This window comes from Streptomyces sp. CB01881, from assembly GCF_002953255.1.
Taxonomy (GTDB): Bacteria; Actinomycetota; Actinomycetes; order Streptomycetales; family Streptomycetaceae; genus Kitasatospora.
Genome location: NZ_CP026498.1, coordinates 997,178 through 1,018,359, shown reverse-complemented (window position 1 = coordinate 1,018,359; position 21,182 = coordinate 997,178). Strand labels below are relative to the sequence as shown.

At 71.9% G+C, this 21,182-nt stretch carries 21 protein-coding genes and 3 pseudogenes; 9 read left to right on the top strand and 15 right to left on the bottom strand.

Annotated features, from left to right (window positions below; translation table 11 throughout):
- Positions 1 to 107 precede the first annotated feature (107 nt).
- Both C2142_RS04710 and C2142_RS04705 read left to right on the top strand, forming a co-directional pair.
- The gene (locus C2142_RS04710; protein WP_148641216.1) at positions 108 to 803 is read left to right on the top strand and encodes a FadR/GntR family transcriptional regulator; all 696 of its coding nucleotides are present in this window, start codon (positions 108 to 110) and stop codon (positions 801 to 803) included.
- 211 nt (positions 804 to 1,014) lie between these two features.
- Positions 1,015 to 2,013: a pyridoxal-phosphate dependent enzyme gene (locus C2142_RS04705; protein ID WP_148641215.1), complete on the top strand. Its 999-nt coding sequence runs from the start codon at positions 1,015 to 1,017 to the stop codon at positions 2,011 to 2,013.
- 304 nt (positions 2,014 to 2,317) lie between these two features.
- Here the strand turns inward: C2142_RS04705 and C2142_RS04700 are convergent.
- Together C2142_RS04700 and C2142_RS04695 are read right to left on the bottom strand one after the other, a co-directional pair.
- Positions 2,318 to 3,113, bottom strand: a pseudogene (locus C2142_RS04700) (glutamine synthetase); the annotation flags it as partial.
- 142 nt (positions 3,114 to 3,255) lie between these two features.
- The gene (locus tag C2142_RS04695) at positions 3,256 to 3,402 is read right to left on the bottom strand and encodes a hypothetical protein (protein WP_241002378.1); all 147 of its coding nucleotides are present in this window, start codon (positions 3,400 to 3,402) and stop codon (positions 3,256 to 3,258) included.
- 217 nt (positions 3,403 to 3,619) lie between these two features.
- Here C2142_RS04695 and C2142_RS04690 point away from each other — a divergent pair, with 217 nt between their 5' ends.
- The 4 genes and pseudogenes from C2142_RS04690 (at position 3,620) to C2142_RS41910 (ending at position 6,333) form a co-directional block, all read left to right on the top strand.
- Positions 3,620 to 5,329, top strand: coding sequence for a DUF885 domain-containing protein (locus C2142_RS04690; protein ID WP_148641214.1), 1,710 nt, complete (start codon positions 3,620 to 3,622; stop codon positions 5,327 to 5,329).
- Positions 5,310 to 5,492, top strand: a pseudogene (locus C2142_RS39315) (class I SAM-dependent methyltransferase); the annotation flags it as partial. The gene C2142_RS04690 and the pseudogene C2142_RS39315, both read left to right, overlap by 20 nt.
- 54 nt (positions 5,493 to 5,546) lie before the next feature.
- Positions 5,547 to 5,812, top strand: a pseudogene (locus tag C2142_RS39310) (LysR substrate-binding domain-containing protein); the annotation flags it as partial.
- Between the two features lie 116 nt (positions 5,813 to 5,928).
- The gene (locus tag C2142_RS41910) at positions 5,929 to 6,333 is read left to right on the top strand and encodes a hypothetical protein (RefSeq protein WP_346766357.1); all 405 of its coding nucleotides are present in this window, start codon (positions 5,929 to 5,931) and stop codon (positions 6,331 to 6,333) included.
- Here the strand turns inward: C2142_RS41910 and C2142_RS04680 are convergent.
- From C2142_RS04680 to dnaK, 9 genes are all read right to left on the bottom strand, one after another.
- Positions 6,251 to 6,691 (bottom strand): DUF1931 family protein, encoded by a 441-nt coding sequence (locus tag C2142_RS04680; protein ID WP_174315582.1) that lies wholly within the window; start codon positions 6,689 to 6,691, stop codon positions 6,251 to 6,253. The two genes, C2142_RS41910 and C2142_RS04680, sit on opposite strands and share 83 nt — an antisense overlap.
- A gap of 47 nt (positions 6,692 to 6,738) precedes the next feature.
- Positions 6,739 to 8,415, bottom strand: a complete 1,677-nt coding sequence (locus C2142_RS04675) for an FAD-dependent oxidoreductase (RefSeq protein WP_241002377.1) — start codon at positions 8,413 to 8,415, stop codon at positions 6,739 to 6,741.
- 105 nt (positions 8,416 to 8,520) lie between these two features.
- Complete coding sequence (locus C2142_RS04670; protein ID WP_148641212.1) at positions 8,521 to 8,784, bottom strand: UBP-type zinc finger domain-containing protein; 264 nt, start codon at positions 8,782 to 8,784, stop codon at positions 8,521 to 8,523.
- Entirely contained in the window at positions 8,781 to 9,314 is a 534-nt protein-coding gene (trxA, locus tag C2142_RS04665; RefSeq protein ID WP_148641211.1) for a thioredoxin, read from the bottom strand. The genes C2142_RS04670 and trxA overlap by 4 nt, the downstream gene beginning before the upstream one ends.
- Entirely contained in the window at positions 9,314 to 11,938 is a 2,625-nt protein-coding gene (clpB, locus tag C2142_RS04660; RefSeq protein ID WP_148641210.1) for an ATP-dependent chaperone ClpB, read from the bottom strand. The genes trxA and clpB overlap by 1 nt, the downstream gene beginning before the upstream one ends.
- Positions 11,929 to 12,318, bottom strand: a complete 390-nt coding sequence (locus C2142_RS04655; RefSeq protein WP_148641209.1) for a chaperone modulator CbpM — start codon at positions 12,316 to 12,318, stop codon at positions 11,929 to 11,931. The genes clpB and C2142_RS04655 overlap by 10 nt, the downstream gene beginning before the upstream one ends.
- A complete protein-coding gene (locus C2142_RS04650) occupies positions 12,315 to 13,292 on the bottom strand; it encodes a DnaJ C-terminal domain-containing protein (RefSeq protein ID WP_148641208.1) in 978 nt (325 codons plus the stop codon). The genes C2142_RS04655 and C2142_RS04650 overlap by 4 nt, the downstream gene beginning before the upstream one ends.
- Positions 13,293 to 13,299: 7 nt before the next feature.
- On the bottom strand, positions 13,300 to 13,872 hold the full coding sequence (locus C2142_RS04645) for a nucleotide exchange factor GrpE (RefSeq protein ID WP_148641207.1): 573 nt from the start codon (positions 13,870 to 13,872) through the stop codon (positions 13,300 to 13,302).
- A 9-nt stretch (positions 13,873 to 13,881) separates the two neighbouring features.
- Complete coding sequence (dnaK, locus tag C2142_RS04640; RefSeq protein ID WP_148641206.1) at positions 13,882 to 15,795, bottom strand: molecular chaperone DnaK; 1,914 nt, start codon at positions 15,793 to 15,795, stop codon at positions 13,882 to 13,884.
- A 242-nt stretch (positions 15,796 to 16,037) separates the two neighbouring features.
- Between dnaK and C2142_RS04635 the strand changes: the two genes are divergently transcribed.
- Complete coding sequence (locus C2142_RS04635; RefSeq protein WP_148641205.1) at positions 16,038 to 17,894, top strand: helix-turn-helix domain-containing protein; 1,857 nt, start codon at positions 16,038 to 16,040, stop codon at positions 17,892 to 17,894.
- A 319-nt stretch (positions 17,895 to 18,213) separates the two neighbouring features.
- On the opposite strand, the gene C2142_RS04630 is transcribed toward C2142_RS04635, so the two are convergent.
- The 3 genes from C2142_RS04630 to C2142_RS04620 all read right to left on the bottom strand — a co-directional run bounded on the left by C2142_RS04630 (position 18,214) and on the right by C2142_RS04620 (position 19,526).
- Positions 18,214 to 18,618, bottom strand: a complete 405-nt coding sequence (locus tag C2142_RS04630; RefSeq protein WP_148641204.1) for a DUF2267 domain-containing protein — start codon at positions 18,616 to 18,618, stop codon at positions 18,214 to 18,216.
- 51 nt (positions 18,619 to 18,669) lie between these two features.
- Positions 18,670 to 18,963 carry an STAS domain-containing protein gene (locus C2142_RS04625; protein WP_148641203.1) on the bottom strand — a complete coding sequence of 98 codons (294 nt, stop codon included), beginning with the start codon at positions 18,961 to 18,963 and terminating at the stop codon, positions 18,670 to 18,672.
- A gap of 128 nt (positions 18,964 to 19,091) precedes the next feature.
- On the bottom strand, positions 19,092 to 19,526 hold the full coding sequence (locus C2142_RS04620; RefSeq protein WP_148641202.1) for an Hsp20/alpha crystallin family protein: 435 nt from the start codon (positions 19,524 to 19,526) through the stop codon (positions 19,092 to 19,094).
- Between the two features lie 109 nt (positions 19,527 to 19,635).
- On the opposite strand from C2142_RS04620, the gene C2142_RS04615 reads away from it, so the two are divergent.
- Together C2142_RS04615 and C2142_RS04610 are read left to right on the top strand one after the other, a co-directional pair.
- Entirely contained in the window at positions 19,636 to 20,322 is a 687-nt protein-coding gene (locus tag C2142_RS04615; protein WP_148641201.1) for a hypothetical protein, read from the top strand.
- Positions 20,297 to 20,617: a hypothetical protein gene (locus tag C2142_RS04610; RefSeq protein ID WP_148641200.1), complete on the top strand. Its 321-nt coding sequence runs from the start codon at positions 20,297 to 20,299 to the stop codon at positions 20,615 to 20,617. The genes C2142_RS04615 and C2142_RS04610 overlap by 26 nt, the downstream gene beginning before the upstream one ends.
- A gap of 147 nt (positions 20,618 to 20,764) precedes the next feature.
- Here C2142_RS04610 and C2142_RS04605 read toward each other — a convergent pair whose 3' ends face one another.
- The gene (locus C2142_RS04605; protein ID WP_241003110.1) at positions 20,765 to 21,067 is read right to left on the bottom strand and encodes a transposase family protein; all 303 of its coding nucleotides are present in this window, start codon (positions 21,065 to 21,067) and stop codon (positions 20,765 to 20,767) included.
- Between the last annotated feature and the right edge of the window lie 115 nt (positions 21,068 to 21,182).

Here is a 21,182-nt window from a genome sequence, read left to right as displayed (position 1 = left end):
GGGCCGGGCGACTACGGCGGTGCCTGATGGGCGCGCCAGTTCGAATAGGCGTTCGAATGGCGCCGCGAGGACTATGCTGCACAGCACATGACCATGGGAGGCATGCAGTGCCAGTCACCGACGAGGCGATCGAGAAGATCAAGGCGATGATCGTCAGTGGCGAGCTCCGCCCCGGCTCCCGCCTTCCCCGGGAGGCCGACCTCGCCGAGCGGCTCGGCCTCTCGCGCAACTCCTTGCGCGAGGCGGTCAAGGCCCTCTCGCTCATCCGGGTACTCGATGTGCGCCAAGGCGACGGCACGTACGTGACCAGCCTGGAACCGAACCTGCTGATGGACGCCCTGGGCTTCGTCGTCGACTTCCACCAGGACGACACGGTTCTGGAATTCCTGGAGGTCCGCCGCATCCTGGAGCCCGCCGCCGCGGCCATGGCCGCTCGGGTCATGTCCGACGAGGAGATCACGGCCCTGCGCGAGGTGTTGGACGGCCTCAGCGACGACGCCACGCTGCAGGAACTGATCGACAACGACCTCGAGTTCCACCGCCGGATCGCCGCCGGCTCGGGCAACACCGTGCTCTGCTCGCTGATCGACGGCCTGTCCGGCCCGACCGCACGGGCGCGGATCTGGCGCGGACTGACGGAGGAGGGCGCCGTCGAGCGCACCCGTCAGCAGCACCGCGCCATCCTCGACGCCATCACCCGCCGTGCTCCGGAGCTCGCGCACTCCTGGGCGACGGTCCACGTGGCAGGTGTCGAGCAGTGGCTTCGCGACACCCTCGGTGCGGCCGGTTCGCCGCTCGGCTGACCGGAAACAGCAATGCGTGTGGCGGGGACGGCTTCGGCCGTCCCCGCCACACGCGTGCTCCTCCTCGGCTCGCAGCTCCAGCACCGGGCACTGCTCGGGATCGAGCAGCGGCGCCGCCAGGTGCACCGCGTGGCCAGTGCCCTTTGAGCGATTGCGCCGAGTTGACGCCGAAGCCGGTCCGCGCCCCGGCCCGGTGCTCTACCGTCTCCTCATGCGACTTCCGCTGCTGCACCAGCGTTGTCCCGAACTGGCCGGACGGCTTCCGTTCCTGCGGCTGGGTGAGGCGCCCACGCCGGTTCGGGCGCTGCCCGGGCTGGGCACACGTACCGAGCTGTGGCTCAAGGACGAGAGTGGTTACGGCGACGGCGGCTGGGGCGGCAACAAGGTCCGCAAGCTGGAGTGGCTGCTGCCGGAGGCCCGGCGGCGCGGCGCGAGGACCATCCTCACGGTCGGCGGCCTCGGCACCAACTGGGGCCTCGCCGCCGCCTGGTACGCGCGGGAGCAGGGGCTGGAGGTGGCTCTGGGCCTGATCGACCACCCGGTCGACGAGCACGTGCGGGCCCAGCTGGCACGGCTGCGCGCCTCCGGCGCCACGCTGCACTTCCTGCACACCAAGACCAGGCTGATCCTGGCCGCGCCCTGGCTCTTCGCCCGGCACACCCACGGTCGCACCCTGCCGTACTACCTCCCGGCCGGCGGCTCCTCACCGCTCGGCGCACTCGGCGCGGTCGAGACCGCCCTGGAGCTGGGCGAACAGGTCAGGGCCGGGGAACTGCCGGAACCGGCGTGGCTGGTCACCCCCGTGGGCTCCGGCGGTACCGCCGCGGGGCTGGCCCTCGGGCTGCGCCTCGCCGGGCTGCGCACCCGCGTCCTCGGCGTCGTGGTCAACGACACCCTGCGGCTGGACTCCGCCACCCTCCTCGGACTGGCCCGCCGCTCCGCCGCCCTGCTCCGGTCCCGGGGCGCCGACCTGAGCGGAGCCGAGCCTGCACCCGGCGCGATCCGCACCGAGACGGCCTGGCTGGGAGAGGGCTACGCCCACCCCACCCGGGCCGGCGACCAGGCCCTCGCGCGCGCCTCCGCGCAGGCCGGCTTGGCCCTGGAGCGCACCTACACCGCCAAGGCGCTCGCCGCCCTGCTCGATCTGGACGCGGCCGGCCGCTTGGAGGGCGGCCCGGTGGTCTTCCTGCACACCCACGGACCGCGATGACGCGGCGGCTGGGCGGGGTCCTGTCCGGTTGAGCTCTCGACTCTGCTCGCGGCGTGCTTCCAGAGGCACTTCCCCGCGTCCGCGGAGCGGACGGCAGACCGGCGTTACGTGCGGTAACCGGTCGCGATGGTGACTGCTCGAAGAGGCGAGCATCCGGAAGGCCTGGAACGACGCCGGCCACGAGCTGCGGAGGGAGTTGATCAGGCTCCTCGTGCGCGACAGCGTCCGGCGGGACCTGATCGTCAAGGCCGTGGAGGCTCACACCGACGCCGTTCGGGTGGTTCTGCCTATCGAGCGGTGCCCCGAGGTTTTGGTCCTGTCGCCAGAGGCTGAGGTGCAGGTGACCGCCGTTGCCGACCGAGCCCTCGGTGAAGACGGGCGCGTACGAGACCCGCAGGCCGTGCCGGGCGGAGACGGCCCGGATGGTGTGGCGCACCAGCATCGTGGTGTCGGCCGCCTCGACCGGCCCCTCGGCGGCGACCGAGACCTCGAACTGCCCGGCGGCGTACTCGGGGTGGAGCTGGAGCACGGCCAACCCCTGGGCGGTGAGGGCGCGCAGCACCTCCCGCAGGTAGTCGGAGTGTTCGATGAAGCGGGTCATCCCGTACGCGGGGCCGACCGTCGCGGGGGCCCCGGCGGCGTCGGCCACCACCCACTCGATCTCGATCCCGGCCCGCACCGAGAGCCCGCGCCGCTCGACGGCCTCGGTGACCCGGCGGGCGAAGTGGCGCTCGCAGCCGGGGGTGCGGAGTGCCGTCCTGGGTGTAGCGGTCGGCCGGGGCCCAGGCCCAGCCGGGCTGGGCGGCGAGCGGGGTGAGCCGGTCGAGGTCGGGGACGAGCCGCAGGTCGCCCACCGGGCCGATGCTCGAAGGCGTCGTCGTGAAGGAGTCGTCCACCAGGGAGACGTCGAAGCAGGGTACGGCGCCGACACCGTACTCGGCGGCGTGTTCGAGCTGGGCGAGCGGAACGGACTTCACCCGGGTGAGCCCGGCGTTGTCGACCCAGCCGAACGCCACCCCGTCGATTCCGGCGGCGGCGAGCTGGGCTTCGGCCTCTCGGGCCTGGGCGGCCCGCTCGGCTCGGGGGCACGTGGTGGTCATGGCGCCCATGCTGGCGTTCGCGGCAACCGGTGGGCCAGCCGTCGGCCGGGAGTCCACTCGTCCGTGAACGGCTGGAGCTGCGACGTAGGAGTAGTGGGCCCGGGCGGCGCCGAAGGCGGAGTACGGGTCGAAGCCCGGCGTCTCACCGGCCGCCGCGATGCGGACGGTCCCCGCGGTCCACGAGCGGTGTGGTCGTCGAGGACGGGGCGGCGCCGCCGCAGCCGCTCGGCGCGACGGCGGCAGCGGTCATGGCGGCCGTCAGGGCGACCGGCAGGGTGCGACGGGGCATGCCGTCATGGTGCCCTCCGGCATCGGCGGCGGAGATTCAACGCGCGTGCGGGGAAGGAGTGTTCGAATGAGGGGCGCCGCCTCTCGCCTGGGTGGGAGCAGTGGGCGTCGGTGCGTGACGGCGGGGCGGAGATCTTGATTCACTCTTTCGAGGGGTGTCGCGGCCTGGGTGTCGCCGGCCGGGTGACGTGGCGGTCCGGCACGGCCAGGATGTCGGCATGAGGACGAACGAACCGGGTCGCGAGGTCGGTCACCTGGCGGACCGCTACTGGGAGTTCCTGCTGGAGCGGGATCCGCTGCTGCGAGTCCGTCAGGGGCTCCCGGTCGAGGCGCTGCCGGGGGCGTCGCTCGCGGAGGCCGAGGAGCGGGCACGGTTCGCGGCGGGCGTGCTGGAGCGGGTCCGGGTGCTCGACGGTGCGGAGCTGTCCGGTGCCGACGCCGACACCGCGGCCGTCCTCGCGGCGCTGGCCGAGCAGGAGCTGCGGGCCCGCCGGTGGTACTGGCTGACGCCGGCCGTCACGCCGTACCGGCTGTTCCCGCTGTCGCTGTACGTCGACGCCGTCCTGGGTCCCTTCCGGTTCGACGAACGAGGCGACGCCGGGCGCTACTTGACGCTGGTGCGCGAACTGGCGCGGGTGGTCGGCTCGATCGGCGACAAGGTGGTCGGACAGGCCGCGCGCGGCTTCCGGGTGCCCGCACCCGCCCTGGCCGGAGTGCGGACCACGGTCGAGGGCCTGCGGTCCTCCGCGGCGCGCCGGGTGACGGTGGCGGACGACCGGCTCGGCGGCCTGGGGCCGGCTGAGCGAGGACGCCTCCGGGACGGCGTACGGCGGCTGGTGGAGACCGAGTTGACGCCGGCCTTCGACCGGCTGCTCGGCCTCGTCGACGACCCGGCCTATCCGGCAGCGGCGCCGCAGGAGGTTGGCTGGGCGCGCTACGAGGGCGGCGAGGAGGCGTACCGGGACTTCGTCCGGACCGGCACCGGGGGCGACACCCCGCCCGAGCGGCTCCACGAGCTCGGCCGCGACCAGTGCCGCGAACTGGCCGGGCGGATGCGGGAGGTGCGCGCGACCCTGGGCTTCCAGGGCTCCGAGGCCGAGTTCCACGACCGGCTCAGGTCCGAGCCCCGGCTGTACGCCCGGACGCCCGAGGAGGTCGAGGCCCGGTTCCGCGGCCACCTCGACCGGCTGGCCCCGCTGCTGCCGCAGTGGTTCGCCGTGCTGCCGGCCGCGTCGTACGGGCTGGCGCGGCTGGACCCGGCGCTGGAGGCGGGGATGACCTTCGGGTACTACGAGCTGCCGACCGCGGCGAGTCCGCTCGGGCGCTACCGCTACAACGGGTCGGGCCTGGAGGGCAGATCGCTGATCGGCTCGGCCTCCCTGATCTACCACGAGCTGGCGCCGGGGCACCACTTCCACCTCGCCCGCCAGGCGGAGGATCGCTCACTGCCGCGACTGCGGCGTGAGGCAGCCGAGTTCGGTGCGTTCAGCGAGGGCTGGGCCGAGTACGCGGCGGGGCTCGGCTGGGAGATGGGGCTCTACGACGACCCGTGGGACGCGTACGGGCGCCTCGCGCAGGAGCGGTTCACCGCGCAGCGGCTGGTGGTCGACACCGGGCTGAACCTCGGGACGATGAGCCTCGCGCAGGCCCGGGAGTTCATGCGGGCCAACTCCACCGAGGCGGACGGTCAGATCGACTCGGACCTGTTGCGCTACGCGACGGACCTGCCGGGGCAGGCGCTGTCCTACCGCGCCGGCTTCCTGGAGTTCGGCGGGCTCCGGGCGCGGGCCGAGGCGGAGCTGCGCGCAGGGTTCGACGTGCGGGTCTTCCACGAGGCGGTGCTGGGTGGTGGCGGGCTGCCGTTCCCCGCCCTGCGGCGGAGGGTGGCGCGCGAGCTCGGCAGCCGTCATGAAGGCGATCACCGGTAATAGGCAAATAGGAAAAGCGCTTCGCCTGGGCGCAGACACCGACGGCCTGCCCGCCGGGGAGTTCGACACCATCGTGATCAACTCGGTGGTGCAGTACTTCCCGTCCGCCGACTACCTCGCGGACGTGGTCGGGGAGCTGACGCGGCTGCTCGCCCCCGGCGGCGCGCTCTTCGTCGGCGACGTCCGCAACCTGCGGCTGCTGCGCCCGCTGGCCACGGACGACGCCCTCGCACGGCTCGGCCTCACCCGCCGTGTGGTGGCGACCGCGCCCACGGAAGCGGCCGCGTTGGAGTTCGCGCGCGGCTCCGATCTCCTGATCACCGTCCCCGAAGCCACCACCCGGTCCGCAGCCGCCGACCTCGGCCTGGTCGTGCTCCCCCTCCCGCTCGAACTGCCGTCGGCACCGATAACCTGTCGTGGCATCAGCGCTACGACACCGACCACGCCCACCCCTGGCTGCGCGGCCTGGCGCGAACCGCGCTAGGCGCTGGCCATGACGTGGACGCTGCCGGAGCCGATGCCGGCCCTCGCGGTGAGCGAGCCCGCGCTGCCCGCCGGCCACGCCGCAGAGCCCAGGTTCGACGGCTTCCGGACCGGGCTTGTCGTCCATCCTGGCGGCCGGGTCGTTCTCTGCGCTCGCGGCATGGCGCCGACTTGGCCGCTGTGCCTTCCCCGAGATCCGGCAGGCCGCGCTCGCCCAGCTCCCCACCGGGGCGGGGCTGGACGGGGAGCTGGTCGTCTGGGAGAACGACCGGCTCGTGTTCGAGCGGCTCCAGGCCCGCGCCACAGCGCGCGGTGCCCGGGCGGAGGCGGCGTCACGGGAGTGGCCGGCGCACTTCGTCGCCGTCGACCTGCTGCACCTGGGCAAGGACGATCTCACCCGGCAGGGCCGGCGGAACCGCCGGCCTGGTGGATACCCGCTCAGATCAGCAGGTCGAAGAGTTCGAAGGCCTCATCCCACTGGTCCGTGGAGGGGCGGCGGGTGTCACGGGCGATGGTTCTGAGGGCGCGGGCGAGGGCGACGCTGAGGCCGCCGGCCAGGACGGGCAGCCGCTGCTGGGTGTCCTCGGCGGCCTCCATGCCGAGGGCAGGGCGGGCTGCGAGCTGGTCGAGCAGTGGGCGTAGTTCGATGCCCTCATCCAGCTTCTTGAAGGCGTGGATACTCTCCTGCAGGCCTTTGGTGACGGGGAGGTCCTGCGGCTCGACGATGTCCCGGTCGTTGGCCTTGGCATTGGCCATGCCGATGAGAAAGAGGTCGTAGAGCTTGGCGTCCACGAAGTCGTTGTAGCGCTTGAGGTCGTTCTTGTTGACATCGAGGCCGGCGGCTGCGCGGAAGAAGCGCTCGAACTTGGGAATACCCATGACGGGCATGGCATTTTTCCTTTCTCGCGTCGATGGATGAGCTGAGGTCATCGGATGACGGGTGGTCTCACCTCCTCGAGGTGCTCGTGGGCCAGGCGGACGGCCATGGCGCCCTCGCCGACTGCGGAGGCCACCCGCTTGACCGAGCCGCTGCGGACGTCGCCGACGGCGAAGACCCCCGGCAGGCCGGTCTCCAGGGCGAGTGGGGCGCGGCCCAGGGGTTTCCAGAGGTCCGCTGCCACATGGGCCACGTCCTGCCCGGTCGGAATGAAGCCGCGCGGGTCCAGAGTGACGGCGCCGGCGAGCCAGGAGGTGGCAGGGCGCGCACCGATGAAGACGAATAGGGCACGGGCCTCCAGCACCTGCTGCCCGCGGGTGCGGTTGTCCTGGACGACGACGGCTTCGACCCGGTCCTCGCCGGTGACCTCTTGGACCTCGGTATGCAGCCGGACATGGATCCGTGGGTGCTGCTCGATCCGGTCGATCAGATAGCGGGACATGCTGTGGCCCAGGTCTCCGCCGCGGACCAGCAGATGCACGGCGGGCGACTCGCGCGCCAGGAACAGGGCTGCTTGGCCGGCAGAGTTGCCGCCGCCGACGACGGCCACCGTGTCAAGACGGCAGGTCCGTGCCTCCCAGAGGGTGGCGGCGTAGTGGACCCCAAGTCCCTCGAACCGCTCGACGCCGCGGGCGGTCAGCCGCCGGTAGCGAGCGCCGGTGGCCACCACCACGTTGTTGGCGGCGACCGTGCTGCCGTCGGCGAGCCGCACCACGTTGGCACCGTCGCGCTGTTCGAGGCCAGCGGCCTCGGCGGGGACGGTGATACGGGCGCCGAACCGGGTGGCCTGCACGACGGCGCGTTCGGCGAGCTCCATGCCGGAGATCCCCGCGGGGAAACCGAGGTAGTTCTCGATCCGGGAGGACGTACCGGCCTGGCCGCCGGTCGCCACCGCGTCCAGGACGACGGTGGAGAGCCCCTCGGAGGCGCCGTACACTGCTGCGGCCAGGCCTCCGGGCCCCGCGCCGACCACCATCAGGTCGCAGACAGCCCTCGCGACGGTCTCGGTCCGCAGCCCGATCACCTGGGCGAGTTCGGCGTTGGAGGGATTGCGCAGCACCCGGTGCTCGTGCCAGACGACGATCGGAGTGTCCTCCGGAGCGATGCCAAGACGCGTCAGCAGCGCCTCGGCCTCGGTGTCCTTCTCCAGATCGGCCCAGCGGTGCGGGAGGCGGTTGCGGGCGGCGAAGTCCAGCAGCCGCCGGGTGTCGGGGGAGAAGGCGGAGCCGATGATACGGAAGCCCGTGCCCGCGCCGGCCAGCATCGTGCGGCGCAGCAGGTAGGCCCGCAGGATCACGTCGCCGAGCGCGGGTTCGCGGCTGAGCAGGTCGCGCAGGGCGGCCAAACCGACCGCGAGAACCTCGCCAGGCGTGCTCACCACCGCGCTGAGGAGGGCGGTCTGGCCCTCCAGTACGCCGAGTTCGCCGAGGAAGCTGTGCGCCTCGTGCAGGTGGACGACCCGTTCCTGCTCGCCGTGGCCTTCGACCACGGCCACCGTGCCGCTGAGGACCACGAAGAACTCCTCGCTGAGGTCGCCCGCCCGGAAGAGCTGTTCCCCCTCGCGGACCGGCCGTACCTGTCCGCAGGATCCCAGGATCGCGATCTGGTCGTCCGACAGCAGCGGATAAGCGCCGTAGACGTCAGCTGTCGGCGTGAGCGTCGGCACGATTCACTCCCTTCGGTGGAAACGGAGGCGAAGGCGGAAGGCGGATGCGGAGAGCAGCGGCGGAAGCAATGGTGCTGGAATAGACGCCGGGCGAGTACGCCGGGCTCAGACCATCGCCTCGTGCACGAAGCACCACCGCCAGTCCTCGCCGCGTTCGAACGACCGGACAATCGGGTGCCCGCGGGTCGCCGCGTGAACGCAGGCGTGCCGCATCGGCGAGGAGTCGCAGCAGCCGACGTTGCCGCAGGTCAGGCACAGGCGCAGGTGCAGCCACGGAGTCCCCGTGCGCAGGCGGTCCTCGCAACCCTGCGGTGTTCTGGGCGCCACGGGCCGAACCATGGACAGGTGCGGGTCGGGAAGGCTGGTCATCGCGGCCTCCCGGAGGTGGAGTCGGCCGGTCCGCGGGGCGCCGAGAGTGACTCGCCCACCCACCGGCGCAGCGCGTTGGCGGGCGCGGCTCCGGTCTGGCGGGCGACGGGCCTGCCATGGTCGAGGATCAGCAGGGTGGGTACGGCTTGGACCTCGAACCGCCGCGCCAGAGCCGGCGACTTGTCGATGTCGACCTTCACGAGCTTGATCCGGCCGGCCAGATCCTTGGCGACCTGTTCGAGGGCTGGGCTCACCATTCGGCAGGGACCGCACCAGGTGGCCCAGAGGTCGACGAGCACGGGCAGGCTCGCCTGCTCGGCGACCTCCCCGAAGTCGGCGTCGCCCGCTTCGGCGATCCACGGCAGCGGGGCACGGCAGTTTCCGCAGCGCGGGCTGCCCTCCGCCGCGGCGGGTACACGGTTGGTCCGGCCGCAGTTGGCGCAGGCGACCGTCGGCAGCGAGGCCCCGGCGCCGTCGGTACTGCCGTCACGGCCCCTGCGGGCGGCGCGGCCTTCTGGAGAAGTAGTCATCACCGCTCCTGCAGCTCGTCCTGGAGGGTGACGGTCAGTTCTGCGGCCCTGGCGTCGACCAGGATGGTCACGCCTTCGCGTGCCTCGCCGCTGAGCAACGCGCGGCCGATCCTGGTCTCGACCTCGTGCGCGATGAAGCGGCGCAGCGGCCGGGCGCCGTAGACCGGGTCGTAGCCCTCGGCCGCGATCAGCCGGCGGGCGTCCTCGGTGAGTACCAGGTCGATCCGCTGCTCGGCGAGGCGGTGGCGCAGGTCCTCCAGCAGCAGGTCGACGATGCGCTCGATCTGCGCGATGCCGAGCGGGTGGAAGAGCACGATGTCGTCCACCCGGTTGAGGAACTCGGGCCGGAAATGGCCGTTGAGTTCGCCCATCACCAGGTCCCGCACCTCAGGCTTGATCTCGCCGGCCTGGGTGGCGTCCTGGAGCAGATGCTGGGAGCCCAGGTTCGAGGTCATGATGATGACGGTGTTGCGGAAGTCGACGGTACGGCCCTGCGCGTCGGTGATCCTGCCGTCGTCCAGCACCTGGAGCAGCGTGTTGAAGACGTCGGCGTGCGCCTTCTCGATCTCGTCGAACAGGACGACCGAGTACGGCTTGCGACGCACCGCCTCGGTCAGCTGACCGCCCTCCTCGTAGCCTACGTATCCGGGGGGCGCGCCGACCAGGCGGCTGACGGTGTGCCGCTCCTGGTACTCGCTCATGTCGAGGCGGATCATGTTGCTCTCGCTGTCGAACAATGCGGCGGCCAGCGTCTTGGCCAGCTCGGTCTTCCCGACGCCGGTCGGGCCGAGGAAGATGAACGAGCCGATCGGCCGGCGCGGGTCGCGTACCCCGGAGCGGGCCCGGATCACCGCGTCGGCGACGAGCTGGACGGCCTCGTCCTGGCCCACGACCCGCTCGCGCAGGATCTCGTCCAACCTGAGCAGCTTCTGCCGCTCGCCCTCCTGGAGCCGGGTGACGGGGATGCCGGTCCACGCGGAGACGATCTCAGCGATCTCCTCGGCGGTCACCACCTCACGCAGCATCCGGCTCTCGCCCTGCTTGTTGGCGAGCTGTTCCTCCTCAGCGGCCAGCCGGCGCTCCAGTTCGCTGACGGTTCCGTAGCGCAGTTGGGCGGCCCGGTTGAGATCGTAGGCTCGTTCGGCCTGCTCGGCCTCCTGCCGGGCGCGTTCCAGTTTCTGGCGCAGTTCCTGGACCTTGCGGATGGCCTGGCGCTCGGCCTCCCACTGGGCGTGCTTGGCGTCCACCTCGCCCCGCAGATCGGCCAGTTCACGCCGCAGGTCCTCCAGGCGGGCGCGGCTGGCCGGGTCGGTTTCAAGGTCCAGCGCGGCCTCCTCGATCTCCAGCCGGGTGGCCCGGCGGGTGAGTTCGTCGAGTTCGGCGGGCATGGAGTCGATCTCGGTCCGCAGCCGCGCGCAGGCCTCGTCGACCAGGTCGATGGCCTTGTCCGGGAGGAAGCGGTCGCTGATGTAGCGGTGGCTGAGGGTGGCGGCTGCGACCAGTGCGCCGTCCTGGATCTTGACGCCGTGGAAGATCTCCAGTCGCTCCCGGATGCCGCGCAGGATGGAGATCGCGTCCTCGACGGTCGGCTCGTCCACCTGGACCGTCTGGAAGCGGCGTTCCAGGGCCGCGTCGGACTCGATGTGCTTGCGGTACTCGTCCAGCGTGGTGGCGCCGATCATGTGCAGCTCGCCGCGCGCCAGCATCGGCTTGAGCATGTTGCCCGCGTCCATCGCGCCCTCGGCGGCACCGGCCCCGACGACGGTGTGCAGCTCGTCCACGAACAGCAGGATCCGGCCCTCGGCTCCCTTGACTTCGGACAGCACGGCCTTGAGGCGCTCCTCGAACTCGCCGCGGTATTTCGCCCCGGCCACCAGCGAGCCCATGTCGAGCGAGAACACCGTCTTGTCCCGCAGCCCTTCCGGCACGTCGCCGCGCACGATCCGCTGGGCCAGGCCCTCCACGATGGCGGTCTTGCCGACGCCCGGTTCGCCGATCAGCACCGGGTTGTTCTTGCTCTTGCGGCTGAGGATCTGGATCACCCGCCGGATCTCTGCGTCACGCCCGATCACCGGGTCGAGGCGACCGCTGCGGGCCTCGACAACGAGGTCGCGCCCGTACTTCTCGAGGGCCTCGTACGCTTCCTCAGGATTGGCGGAGGTGACCCGTTGATTCCCGCGCACTGTGGTGAGGGCGGTGAGGAAGGAGTCCTTGTTGACGCCCTGTTCACCGAGCCGCCGGCCGGCTGCGGTGATCGAACCCTCGTCCACCAGGGCCAGCACCAGGTGCTCGGTGGAGACGTACTCGTCCTTGAGCCGCTTGGCCTCCTGCTCCGCGGTGTCGAGCAGTCGGGCCAGCCGCTGGGTCACCATCACTCGGCCGGGGGCGGCGCCCGGACCGGTCGTGCGCGGACGCTTGGCGAGATCGGCCTCGACGGCGGCCCGTAGGGCTGCCGGGTCTGCGCCGGCACCGGCCAGCAGACGGGTGGTCAGGCCGTCTTGCTGATCGAGCAGGGCCAGCAGCAGATGCTCCCCGTCGACCTCGGTCTGGCCCATCCGTACCGCGACGCTCTGCGCTTCCTGCAGCGCTTCCTGGGACTTCTGGGTGAGGCGATTCATGTCCATGGTGTGGGCTCCTTGGCGGCTCGTTCGCTGCGCCGCAGTGCGATTTCCAGGCGTTCGATGCGGTCGAGCAGGTCCAGGACGACGCCGATGGCCGCGTAGTTGAGGCCCAGTCCGGTCCGTAGCCGCTGCACCCGGGCGATGGCCGACGGCGCGCTCGGCCGGAACCACAGCCGGCCCCGGGCATCACGCTCGGCGTCCACCAGCCCGAGGGCGACGAAGCGGCTGACGAGTTCGGGCGGCAGTCCACTCCTGCTGGCCACTCCGGCCATGGGGAGCTGATAGGGGCCGGGGCTGGTTCGGTAGACCCGCACCAGGGGATAGGCAGCCCTGGTGCCGGGCTGTCCGGTGCCTTCGGCGGGAGAACGCTGTTCGGCTCTCATGTCTGCTTCCTCGGGTCGAAGGAGGAGACGGCGGCCAGTTCCTCGAACAGCTCGCGCTCGCGCGGGCTGGGCGAGGGCGGCACCATCACCTGGATTTCGGCGTAGAGGTGACCGGGGGAACCTTTGGGGTCGGGCATCCCCTCGCTGCGCAGCCGCAGCCTGCGGCCGGTGGAGGTACCGGGCGGCACATGCACCTTGACCGTCCCGCCCGGACCGGAGACCGGCACCGTCGCCCCTAGCGCGGCCTCCCAGGCGGTAACCGGCAGTTCGACGTGGATGTCGCGCCCGACGAGCCGATAGCGGGGATGGGGGGCGATGCGGACCACCAGATAGAGATCCCCGGCGGAACCCGGGCCGCGGCCTCGGCCGCCCTCCCCCGCGAGCCGAATGCGCTGCCCATCGACGACGCCGGCCGGGATGGTGACGTCGTAGCTGCGTTCCCCGCCGGGACCGCCGAGGGTGATCTTCCGCCGGCCGCCGCGGTACGCCTCCTCCACACTGAGCGTGAGTTCGGCCTCCTGGTCCGCGCCGGGGATGGGGCTGCCCCGTCCGGCGCCCCCCGCCCGGCCGCCGAACATCCCTCCGAAGAGATCTTCGAAGTCCACGCCAGAGGCGTCGAAGCCGGTCTCCGTCCAGGTCCGGGCGCCTGCCCGGTCGGCGCCCCGGGTGCCTCCGAAGGGACTGCCGCGGTACGCGCCGGCTCCGCCGCCGAAGCCCTGGCCGGCCGCGACACGCTCGTCGTAGTCCTTCGGAATCTGCCGGAAGTCGGGGCCGAAGCGGTCGTAGCGGGACCGGGTGTCGGGGTCGGACAGCACGCTGTACGCCTCGTTGATCTGCTTGAAGCGCTCCTCTGCGGCCGGATCACGGTTGACGTCCGGGTGGTAGCGGCGGGCCAGGGTACGGAACGCCTGCTGGATCTCGGCGGCGCCGGCGGTGCGGGGGACGCCCAGCACCGCGTAGTAGTCGTCTGCCATGGCGGCCTCACTCCCACTTGCGGCTGACCGCTACCGCGGCCGGCCGCAGCTGGTGGCCGGGTTCGCCGTACCCGGGCCGCAGCACCTGGACGACGGTGCCCGCGGTTGTGTCCGGTTCGTCCACCACGGACACCACCTCGTGCTGCTCGGGCTGGAAGGGGACGCCGGTCTCGTCGTAACGGGGGTAGCCGAGGCTTCGCAGCACCTCGACGGCCTGGTCGCGTACCGCCCGGACTCCGCTGACGATCGTGCCGGGGTCGTCGGCGCCCGCGTGGGCGAGGGCCAGTTCGAGGTTGTCGACGACCGGGAGGAACGCCGCGGCCACCTTGGCCCGCTCAGCCTCCCGTTCCCGGGGAAGCTCACGGGCGTAACGCTTGCGGAGGTTGTCGAGGTCGGCGAGGGCTCGCCGCCACCGATCCTCCAGCTCCTCGACCTCGGGGCGGCGGGGCGGCTGCTCCTGCTCCCCGGCCCCGGGGGCCCGTGGGATCGTCTGCGGTGTGGGCGTCTGCTCGGGCGACGTCTGCTCGGGCTCGGGAGGGGAGCGGTCCTCGGCGGGACGCGTCTGTTCCTGATCGGACATGTCGCCGCCTCAGCTCCTGTCGAAATCGGCGTCGATGACGTCGTCGTCGCCCCTCGGGGAGCCGCCCTCGGGACCCTGGCCGGGCGCCGCCGCACCGGGCTGGGCTCCACCCCCGGCTTCGCCCGGTCCGGCGGCGTGGGCGGCCAGCGCCGCGTGGATCTGCTGGAGTTCGGAGGCCAGGCTCCGGGACCGTTCCGTCGGCGCCTCCTCCTTGACGGCGGAACGGGCCTCGTCGATGAGCAGTCGGGCGCGGGCGCGCTCGTGCTCCGGAGCGGCGTCGCCGAGGTCGTCCAACCGGCGCTCCACCTGGTACGCGGCGGCGTCGAGCTCGTTGCGGGCGTCGATGGCCTCGCGCAGGGCCAGGTCGCTGGTGCGGTTGCTCTCGGCCTCGTTGATCATCCGCTCGACCTCGGAGGGGTCGAGGTTGGAGCCCTCACTGATGGTGATCGACTGCTCGGCGCCAGTGTCCCGGTCCTTGGCGCTGACCTTGAGGATGCCGTTGGCGTCGATGTCGAAGGTGACCTCGATCTGGGTCTCCCCACGCCGGGCCGGCCGCAGGTTCTCCAACCGGAAGCGGCCCAGCACCCGGTTGTCGGCGGCCAGCTCGCGTTCGCCCTGGAGCACGACGATGTCCACGGCCGGCTGGTTGTCCTCAGCCGTCGAGAAGGTCTCGGACCGGCGGGCGGGGATGGTGGTGTTCCGCTCGATGATCTTGGTCATCACGCCGCCGGCTGTCTCGACGCCCAGCGACAGCGGGGTGACGTCCAGCAGCAGGACGTCCTTGACCTCACCCTTGAGCACGCCGGCCTGGATGGCGGCGCCCAGCGCCACGACCTCGTCGGGGTTGACGCTCATGTTCGGGTCCTTGCCGCCGGTCAGCCGGCGGACCAGGTTCTGCACGGCCGGGATGCGGGTCGAGCCGCCGACGAGGATGACCTCGTCGATGTCGTTGTCGGTGACCTTGGCGTCGCCCATCGCGGTCCTGACCGGTTCGAGGCAGCGCTCCACCAGGTCCGAGGTGATCTGCTCGAAGGTGGAGCGGCGGACCGTCTCGGTGAGGTGCTTCGGCCCGGAGGCGTCCGCCGTGATGAACGGCAGGCTCACCTGGGTCTGGCTGACCGAACTCAGCTCGGTCTTCGCCTTCTCGGCCGCCTCGAACAGTCGCTGCAGAGCCTGCGGGTCCTTGCGCAGGTCGATGCCCTCGGCCTTCTGGAAGCCGTCCGCCAAGTGGTCCACCAGACGGCGGTCGAAATCGTCGCCACCCAGGTGGGAGTCGCCCGCCGTGGCGCGGACCTCCACCACACCGTCGCCGACGTCCAGCAGACTGACGTCGAACGTGCCGCCGCCGAGGTCGAAGACCATGACCGTCTCGTGGCCCTTCTTGTCCAGCCCGTAGGCCAGCGCCGCGGCGGTCGGCTCGTTGATGATCCGCAGCACGTCGAGGCCTGCGATCCTCCCGGCGTCCTTGGTGGCCTGGCGCTGGGCGTCGTTGAAGTAGGCAGGTACGGTGATGACCGCCTCGGTCACCTTCTCGCCGAGCGACTTCCCGGCGTCGTCGGCGAGCTTGCGCAGCACCTGCGCGCTGATCTCCTCCGGCGCGTACTGCTTTCCCCTCACCTCGAAACGGGCCACCCCGCCGGGCCCCTCGACGACGTCGAAGGAGACCGCCTTGGCCTCGTCGGAGATCTCGTCGTAGCGACGTCCGATGAACCGCTTCGCGGAGGTGATGGTGCCTTTGGGGTTGAGGATCGACTGCCGGCGCGCGAGCTGTCCGACCAGCCGCTGACCGTCCTCGGAGAAGGCGACCACCGACGGGGTCGTCCTGGCCCCCTCCGCATTCGGGACGACCGAGGGCTCACCGCCCTCCCAGGCCGCGATGACCGAGTTGGTGGTGCCGAGATCGATGCCAACTGCCTTCGCCATGGGAATCTCCTCCGTCGCGACGCGGGACCGGTCGGCGGGCAGCCAGGCGTACGGACGGCGTACCACACCTGGTAGCAGCCTCGCGCGGTACGCGGCGCACTTCCTCGCCTCGGCAGGACCAATCCGCGCTGCGGTTCCGGTCCCCGAGGACAGGGACCGGACATCGTGGGAACGTGTGTCGAGCGGCGTAGCGGGTAGACGGTAAGGACTTCCGAGCCGCACATGGACCTGCCATGGACGCCGTGCCTTCTCCGACCACCGGCCCCCTCCTCCCCGTCCCGCAGCCGGCGGCCGCGCAGCACGCGCTGCTACGCCTGGTGACGGTCATGCTCGACGGCGAGGACGAGCGCGAGGTGCTGTGGGGGGCTATGGCGGCGATCGCCGCCACCGGCCCTTTCACCGCCGAAGCGGCCTATGCCGTCCACAACGGTCTGGCGCGGCGCTGCCCACCACTCCGGGCGGCTTCCACCGCGGTCGCCCGGCCCGGGGATGCGGCGCGGGAACCCGAGGCGGGCCCAACCGGCGGAGCCCCGGGTGAAGCAGCCGCTGCCGACGTGGTGGCCGCCGACCTGCTCGACCGGCGGATCGACTCCCTGGACGGCCGCAGCCACCACCTGCACAAGCTGGGCGGACCGTGGGCGTGGGCCATCGCACTGCGGTACCGGGAAACCTGCCTCGGCTATCTCGTCGTCCGGTCCCCGACCACACCCTCGGCTGAAGAGACCGCTATGACCGATCTGCTCGCGCGGCAGACCGGGACAGTCCTCGCACGCCTCACCGGGCACCGGGGCGAGCCGGCCGCCGGGTCCGGGGACATACCGGTGAGCGGGGACCTGTCCGATACCGGGAACCTGCCGGAGCCCGAGAACGGCTCACCCACCGTGGCCCTCGGTAGGAGGACTGCCTCCGCCCTGGCCTCGCGGCTCGCCACCTATGAGGCGCTCTCCCGCGCCGCTGTCTCCGGCAGAGGCGAGGCGGGAATCCTCCAGGCCCTGCACGAGCACACAGGATTCGCGACCCTCACCGAGGACAGCTTCGGCAACCCCCGGGCCTGGGCAGGTCCCTGCGCGGGCGGCCCCCAGAGGGGAGTCGGCAGCGGAACCCGCCCCGAGTCGGAGGACCGGCGCCGGGACGCCCTGATGCACCGCGCGCGGCGCCAGCCCGGCGCCGTCCGGGACCGTGACCGACTGGTCATGCCCATAGAAATGGCGGGAGACCTGCTCGGTGTCATCGTGCTGGATGATCCGGACCGGCGGGCGGCGGAAGCGGACACATCGGCGCTCGAACAGGCCGCCCGGCTCCTGGCTCCCCTTCTCTTCCACGAGCGCAGACTGGCCGAGCTGGAGCCCGCGCTGTGCCGCGACCTGGTCGACCGGCTGGTCTCAGGTGAGGGGACCAAGGACGCCTTCACCCAGGCAGCAGCCCTGGGCCACGACCTGCACCGGCCGCACAAGGTCGCCGTACTGGAGTGGCCAGGGGCACCCGAGGGGGCCGCGCTCTGCGACGCGGTGACACGGGCGGCGGAGCGGTTGCGCCGGGACGTGCTCATCGGCTCTCGTGGCGCGACAGCGGTCGTCCTGGTGGCCGGTGAGGACCCGCGTCATCTCGGGGACGAGCTGTACAAGGCCGTCTCAGAGGGCCTGGGCACCGGCGCAGGCGCGATCGGGGTCGGCGGCCAGTGCGAGGTCCTCGCCGATCTGCCGCACTCCTACGACGAGGCCGTCCGTGCCCTCGCCGTCCGCCGCCGTTCCCAGGACCCGTACGGCAGCACCGCCTTCGACGAGCTGGGCCTGTGCCGCATGATGGGCACCGGCGAAGGCGAGCGGGAAGCCGACCTCTTCGTCCACGTATGGCTGGGCCGGCTGCTGGACTACGACGCCCAGCACCACACCGAGCTGGTGATGACGCTCTCGCGCTACCTGGAGAGCGGCTGCAGCTACGACGCGACCTCTGAGATGCTCCTCATCCACCGCAGCACGGTCCGCTACCGCCTCCAGCGCATCGGCGAGATCACCGGCCACGACCTCGGCGTCGTCGAGACACGCCTCAATCTGCACATTGCCACCCACATCCGCAACGTGCTCGACCCACCGCGTTGAGTCGCGGGCGAGCCCCGTGGAGGCCACTTTGGGTGACGATCCTGTGAGCAGCCGCTCCGTCACCGTCAGACCGCCTCCGGGCAAGCGCCGCGCGGTGGTGGCCCGGCCCTTCGTTCGAGGACCTGCCACAGATCGGCTGACGCGACTCCCGGCCTCCCGCGGGTCCAAGACGCGAACTCAGCGGTACGAGCCCTCGGTTGTCTTCCGGCGGGAAAGTTCAGCGCGGACCTGCTGGAGAAGGTGGCGGTAGCGGGTCATGACCGTGGAGCCTTCCAGGGGCTGGCCGGCCGCGGGCCCGCGGCCGGGGTGAGGGGAGTGGTCAGGGTCGTGTCCCTGCAGTCGGCCGGCCGAACAGCAGGTCGTAGCCGGGCGGCAACTGGAGCAGGACGCGCCCGGTGAGGTCCTCGCCGGCGGCGTCGGCCACCGTGCTGAGGACGGCGCCGATGTCCCACAGGGCCGTGGCTTCGGTGGCGCCCTCGATCCAAGCGGCGGTGGCGCGCACGAACCGTTCCGGGCTGAGCGGCTCGGCAGTCTGCAAGGGGTTGAGCAGGATCAGGGCCATGGTCTCCGGCAGGCGGGCGGCCAGTTCGGCGCGCACGTCGCCGACCAGGTGGGCGCCCAGTAGGGCCAGGACGACCCGGGCCGCGCGCTCGGCCTCCTGCGGGGTGGCGTACTCACCGCGTTCCCGGACCTCCTCCAGGAACGCCTCCCATCGAAGAGTCATCGCGGTTCTCCCTCCGTCCCAAGGGCCGGCCCGGGCGTCGCCCGCCGACAGTCAGGGATCGACGGCCAGGCGCCGGTACAGACTGGTGAGCTTCAGCAGCCGGACGACGCGGCGCCCGGCGTCGTGCAGGACCAGGCGCCTGCCGCTGCGGTCGGCCTGGTTGCGGGCCCGGACGAGGGCGCCCAGGCCCGCGCAGTCCATGAACGTCACCTCCGACAGATCGAGCACCACCTCCCGGTGCGACTCGAGCGCGGCGGCCAGAGTACGACGCAGCGCGGGGGCGGTGTCGAGGTCGATCTCGCCGTTGGCCCGCACGATGAAGGGTTGGTTGCTCTGGCCGTTCATGGCGTTTCCGCGTCGCTGTGGGCAGGCCGGTCCGGGCGGGGGCGGCCTGCGGTCGGGGGTGTTCCGGCCGCCCCTTTTGATCGAGGGGGGAGAGATCAGGGGCGGCGCGGAACGGCATCGGGGGCCGGTCAGGCCTGGATCTGCTTGCGGTCGCCGCTGTGGCTGATCGCGACCTTGCGGGGCTTGGCCTTCTCGGCGACCGGGATCTTCAGGGTCAGCACGCCGGCGTCGTAGTCGGCGGTGATCCCGGAGGGGTCGAGGGTGTCGGAGAGCATGACCTGGCGGGAGAACACGCCGAGCGGGCGCTCGGACAGCTCCCACTTGATGCCCTCGCCTTCCTGGCGCGGGCGGCGCTCGGCCTTGACGGTCACCATGTTCCGCTCGACGTCGATGTCGATCGCCTCCGGGTCAACCCCCGGCAGGTCGAAGCAGATGACGTACTCGTCGCCGGCCCGGTAGGCGTCCAGCGGCATCGGCGTCGGACGCGACCAGGTGCCGGTCGTGTTGAGGAACTGCTGGGTCAGACGGTCCAGCTCGCGGAACGGGTCGGTGCGCAGCAGCATCGCGAAACACCTCCACTGATCGAATGGGTGCCAGTGCGCTTCACCTGACTCCTTTCTAGCGCGTCATTCACCCGATGACAAGCCCTGGTGTCGCCTGTAGAGTGACTGCATGAGCGAGAAGCCCCGCAGAGCCGCCCCTGACGGTCCCCGGCCGGTCGAGCCCGCCTCGTTCCTGGCGGCCGCGGCGGCGCTGGCCGCCATCGACGACGCCGTCCGCACCGCCCAGGACCCCGCGTCCCAGCCTCCGACCACCCCTGACGAGCAGGAAGGCTCCGGGCAGGCGCTGGCCGCCCTGGTGCTGCTGCGCGAACTGCGCACCGAACTCGCCGGCTGGGAAGCCGGCCTGGTGGAGACCGCCCGGGAGGCCGGCGCCACCTGGGCCGACCTCGCCCGCCCCATGGGCGTCGCCAGCCGCCAGGCCGCCGAGAACCGCTACCTGCGCCTCAAGCCCGCCAGTGGCACGACGCAGGCCGGTACCGGAGCGGAACGCGTCAAGGCCGCCCGCGACCGCCGGGCCGCCGACCGAACCGTGACCGCCTGGGCCCGCGACAACGCCGCCGAGCTGCGGGTCCTCGCCGCCCAGATCACCACGACCGCACTCACCCCCGGCGCCCGCCCCGCCCAGGCCGCCCTGACCGCCGCCCTCGGCGCCACCGACCCCGCCGACCTCATAGAGCCCCTCGCCGCCATCCGCCCCCACCTCGGCACCGGCCAGGGCGACCTCGCCACCCGCCTCGACGCCCTCACCCACCACACCGCCCAGCTCCGCGATGACAGCGACCGACGCCGCGCCTGACCCCGTCGCCGCCGCCGAAAGGCGCTGGCAGGACCTCCTGGACCGGATCCACGACCTCGAAGCACGAGTAGCCGCCACCACGAGCACCGTCACCGCCGCCCTCGACCACCACCTCGCCCGCCTCGAAGCCCTGCGCCACCACCTCGCCCACCCCAACTGGCCACTGCCCGTCCCCGATCCGGGCAGCCCCCAGACCACACCGCCGAACAACCGGCCGACCCGACAGGGCCGGGAGCCACCGCAACCACCCGGGCCGTCAGGCCCGGCGTCCATGTCCCACCGGCACCCACGCTGACGGTTGGGGCAGGCGCAGAGCGCGCGGGTACGGTGCGACCAGTGAGAGGTTTTCATCCTCAAAGCTGCAGGTCACGGGCTCTGGTGTGGGGCGGGGGTGGGGTCCTCGGGCTGCTCGGGAGCGTGATCGCCAGCAGGTGATCATCCGTCAGCGGCTGACCTCGGCGTTCGTCAGCACGAGCAGTGCCCGCAGGAGCTTGGTGGCGTGGCGGGCGTTCATGCGGACCTTGGTGAGGATGCGCCACGCCTTGAGGTCGGCGAAGCCGTGCTCGTTGGCCGCGCGTTCGCGGCTGACCAGCCTGTTCGCTTCCTTCTGCGCGGCGGTGAGCGGGTGGCCTCGGGTGGCCTTGCGGCCGGTGACGATCACCGGGTCGTCAGGGTTGTCATCGAGGCCGACAAAGCCAAGATCGGCCAGGGCACCGAGGCCGGCGTCCCGAAGGTGTGCGGTGATCTGGTTGTGGCGGGCGGTGGTGATCTCACTGGAGCGGCCCGGCTACGCCGCGGAGATCCAGGCCAGGTTGCCCCGCTCGTCGGTGAGCGCGAGGAACAGCAGGCCGTGGGTCTTG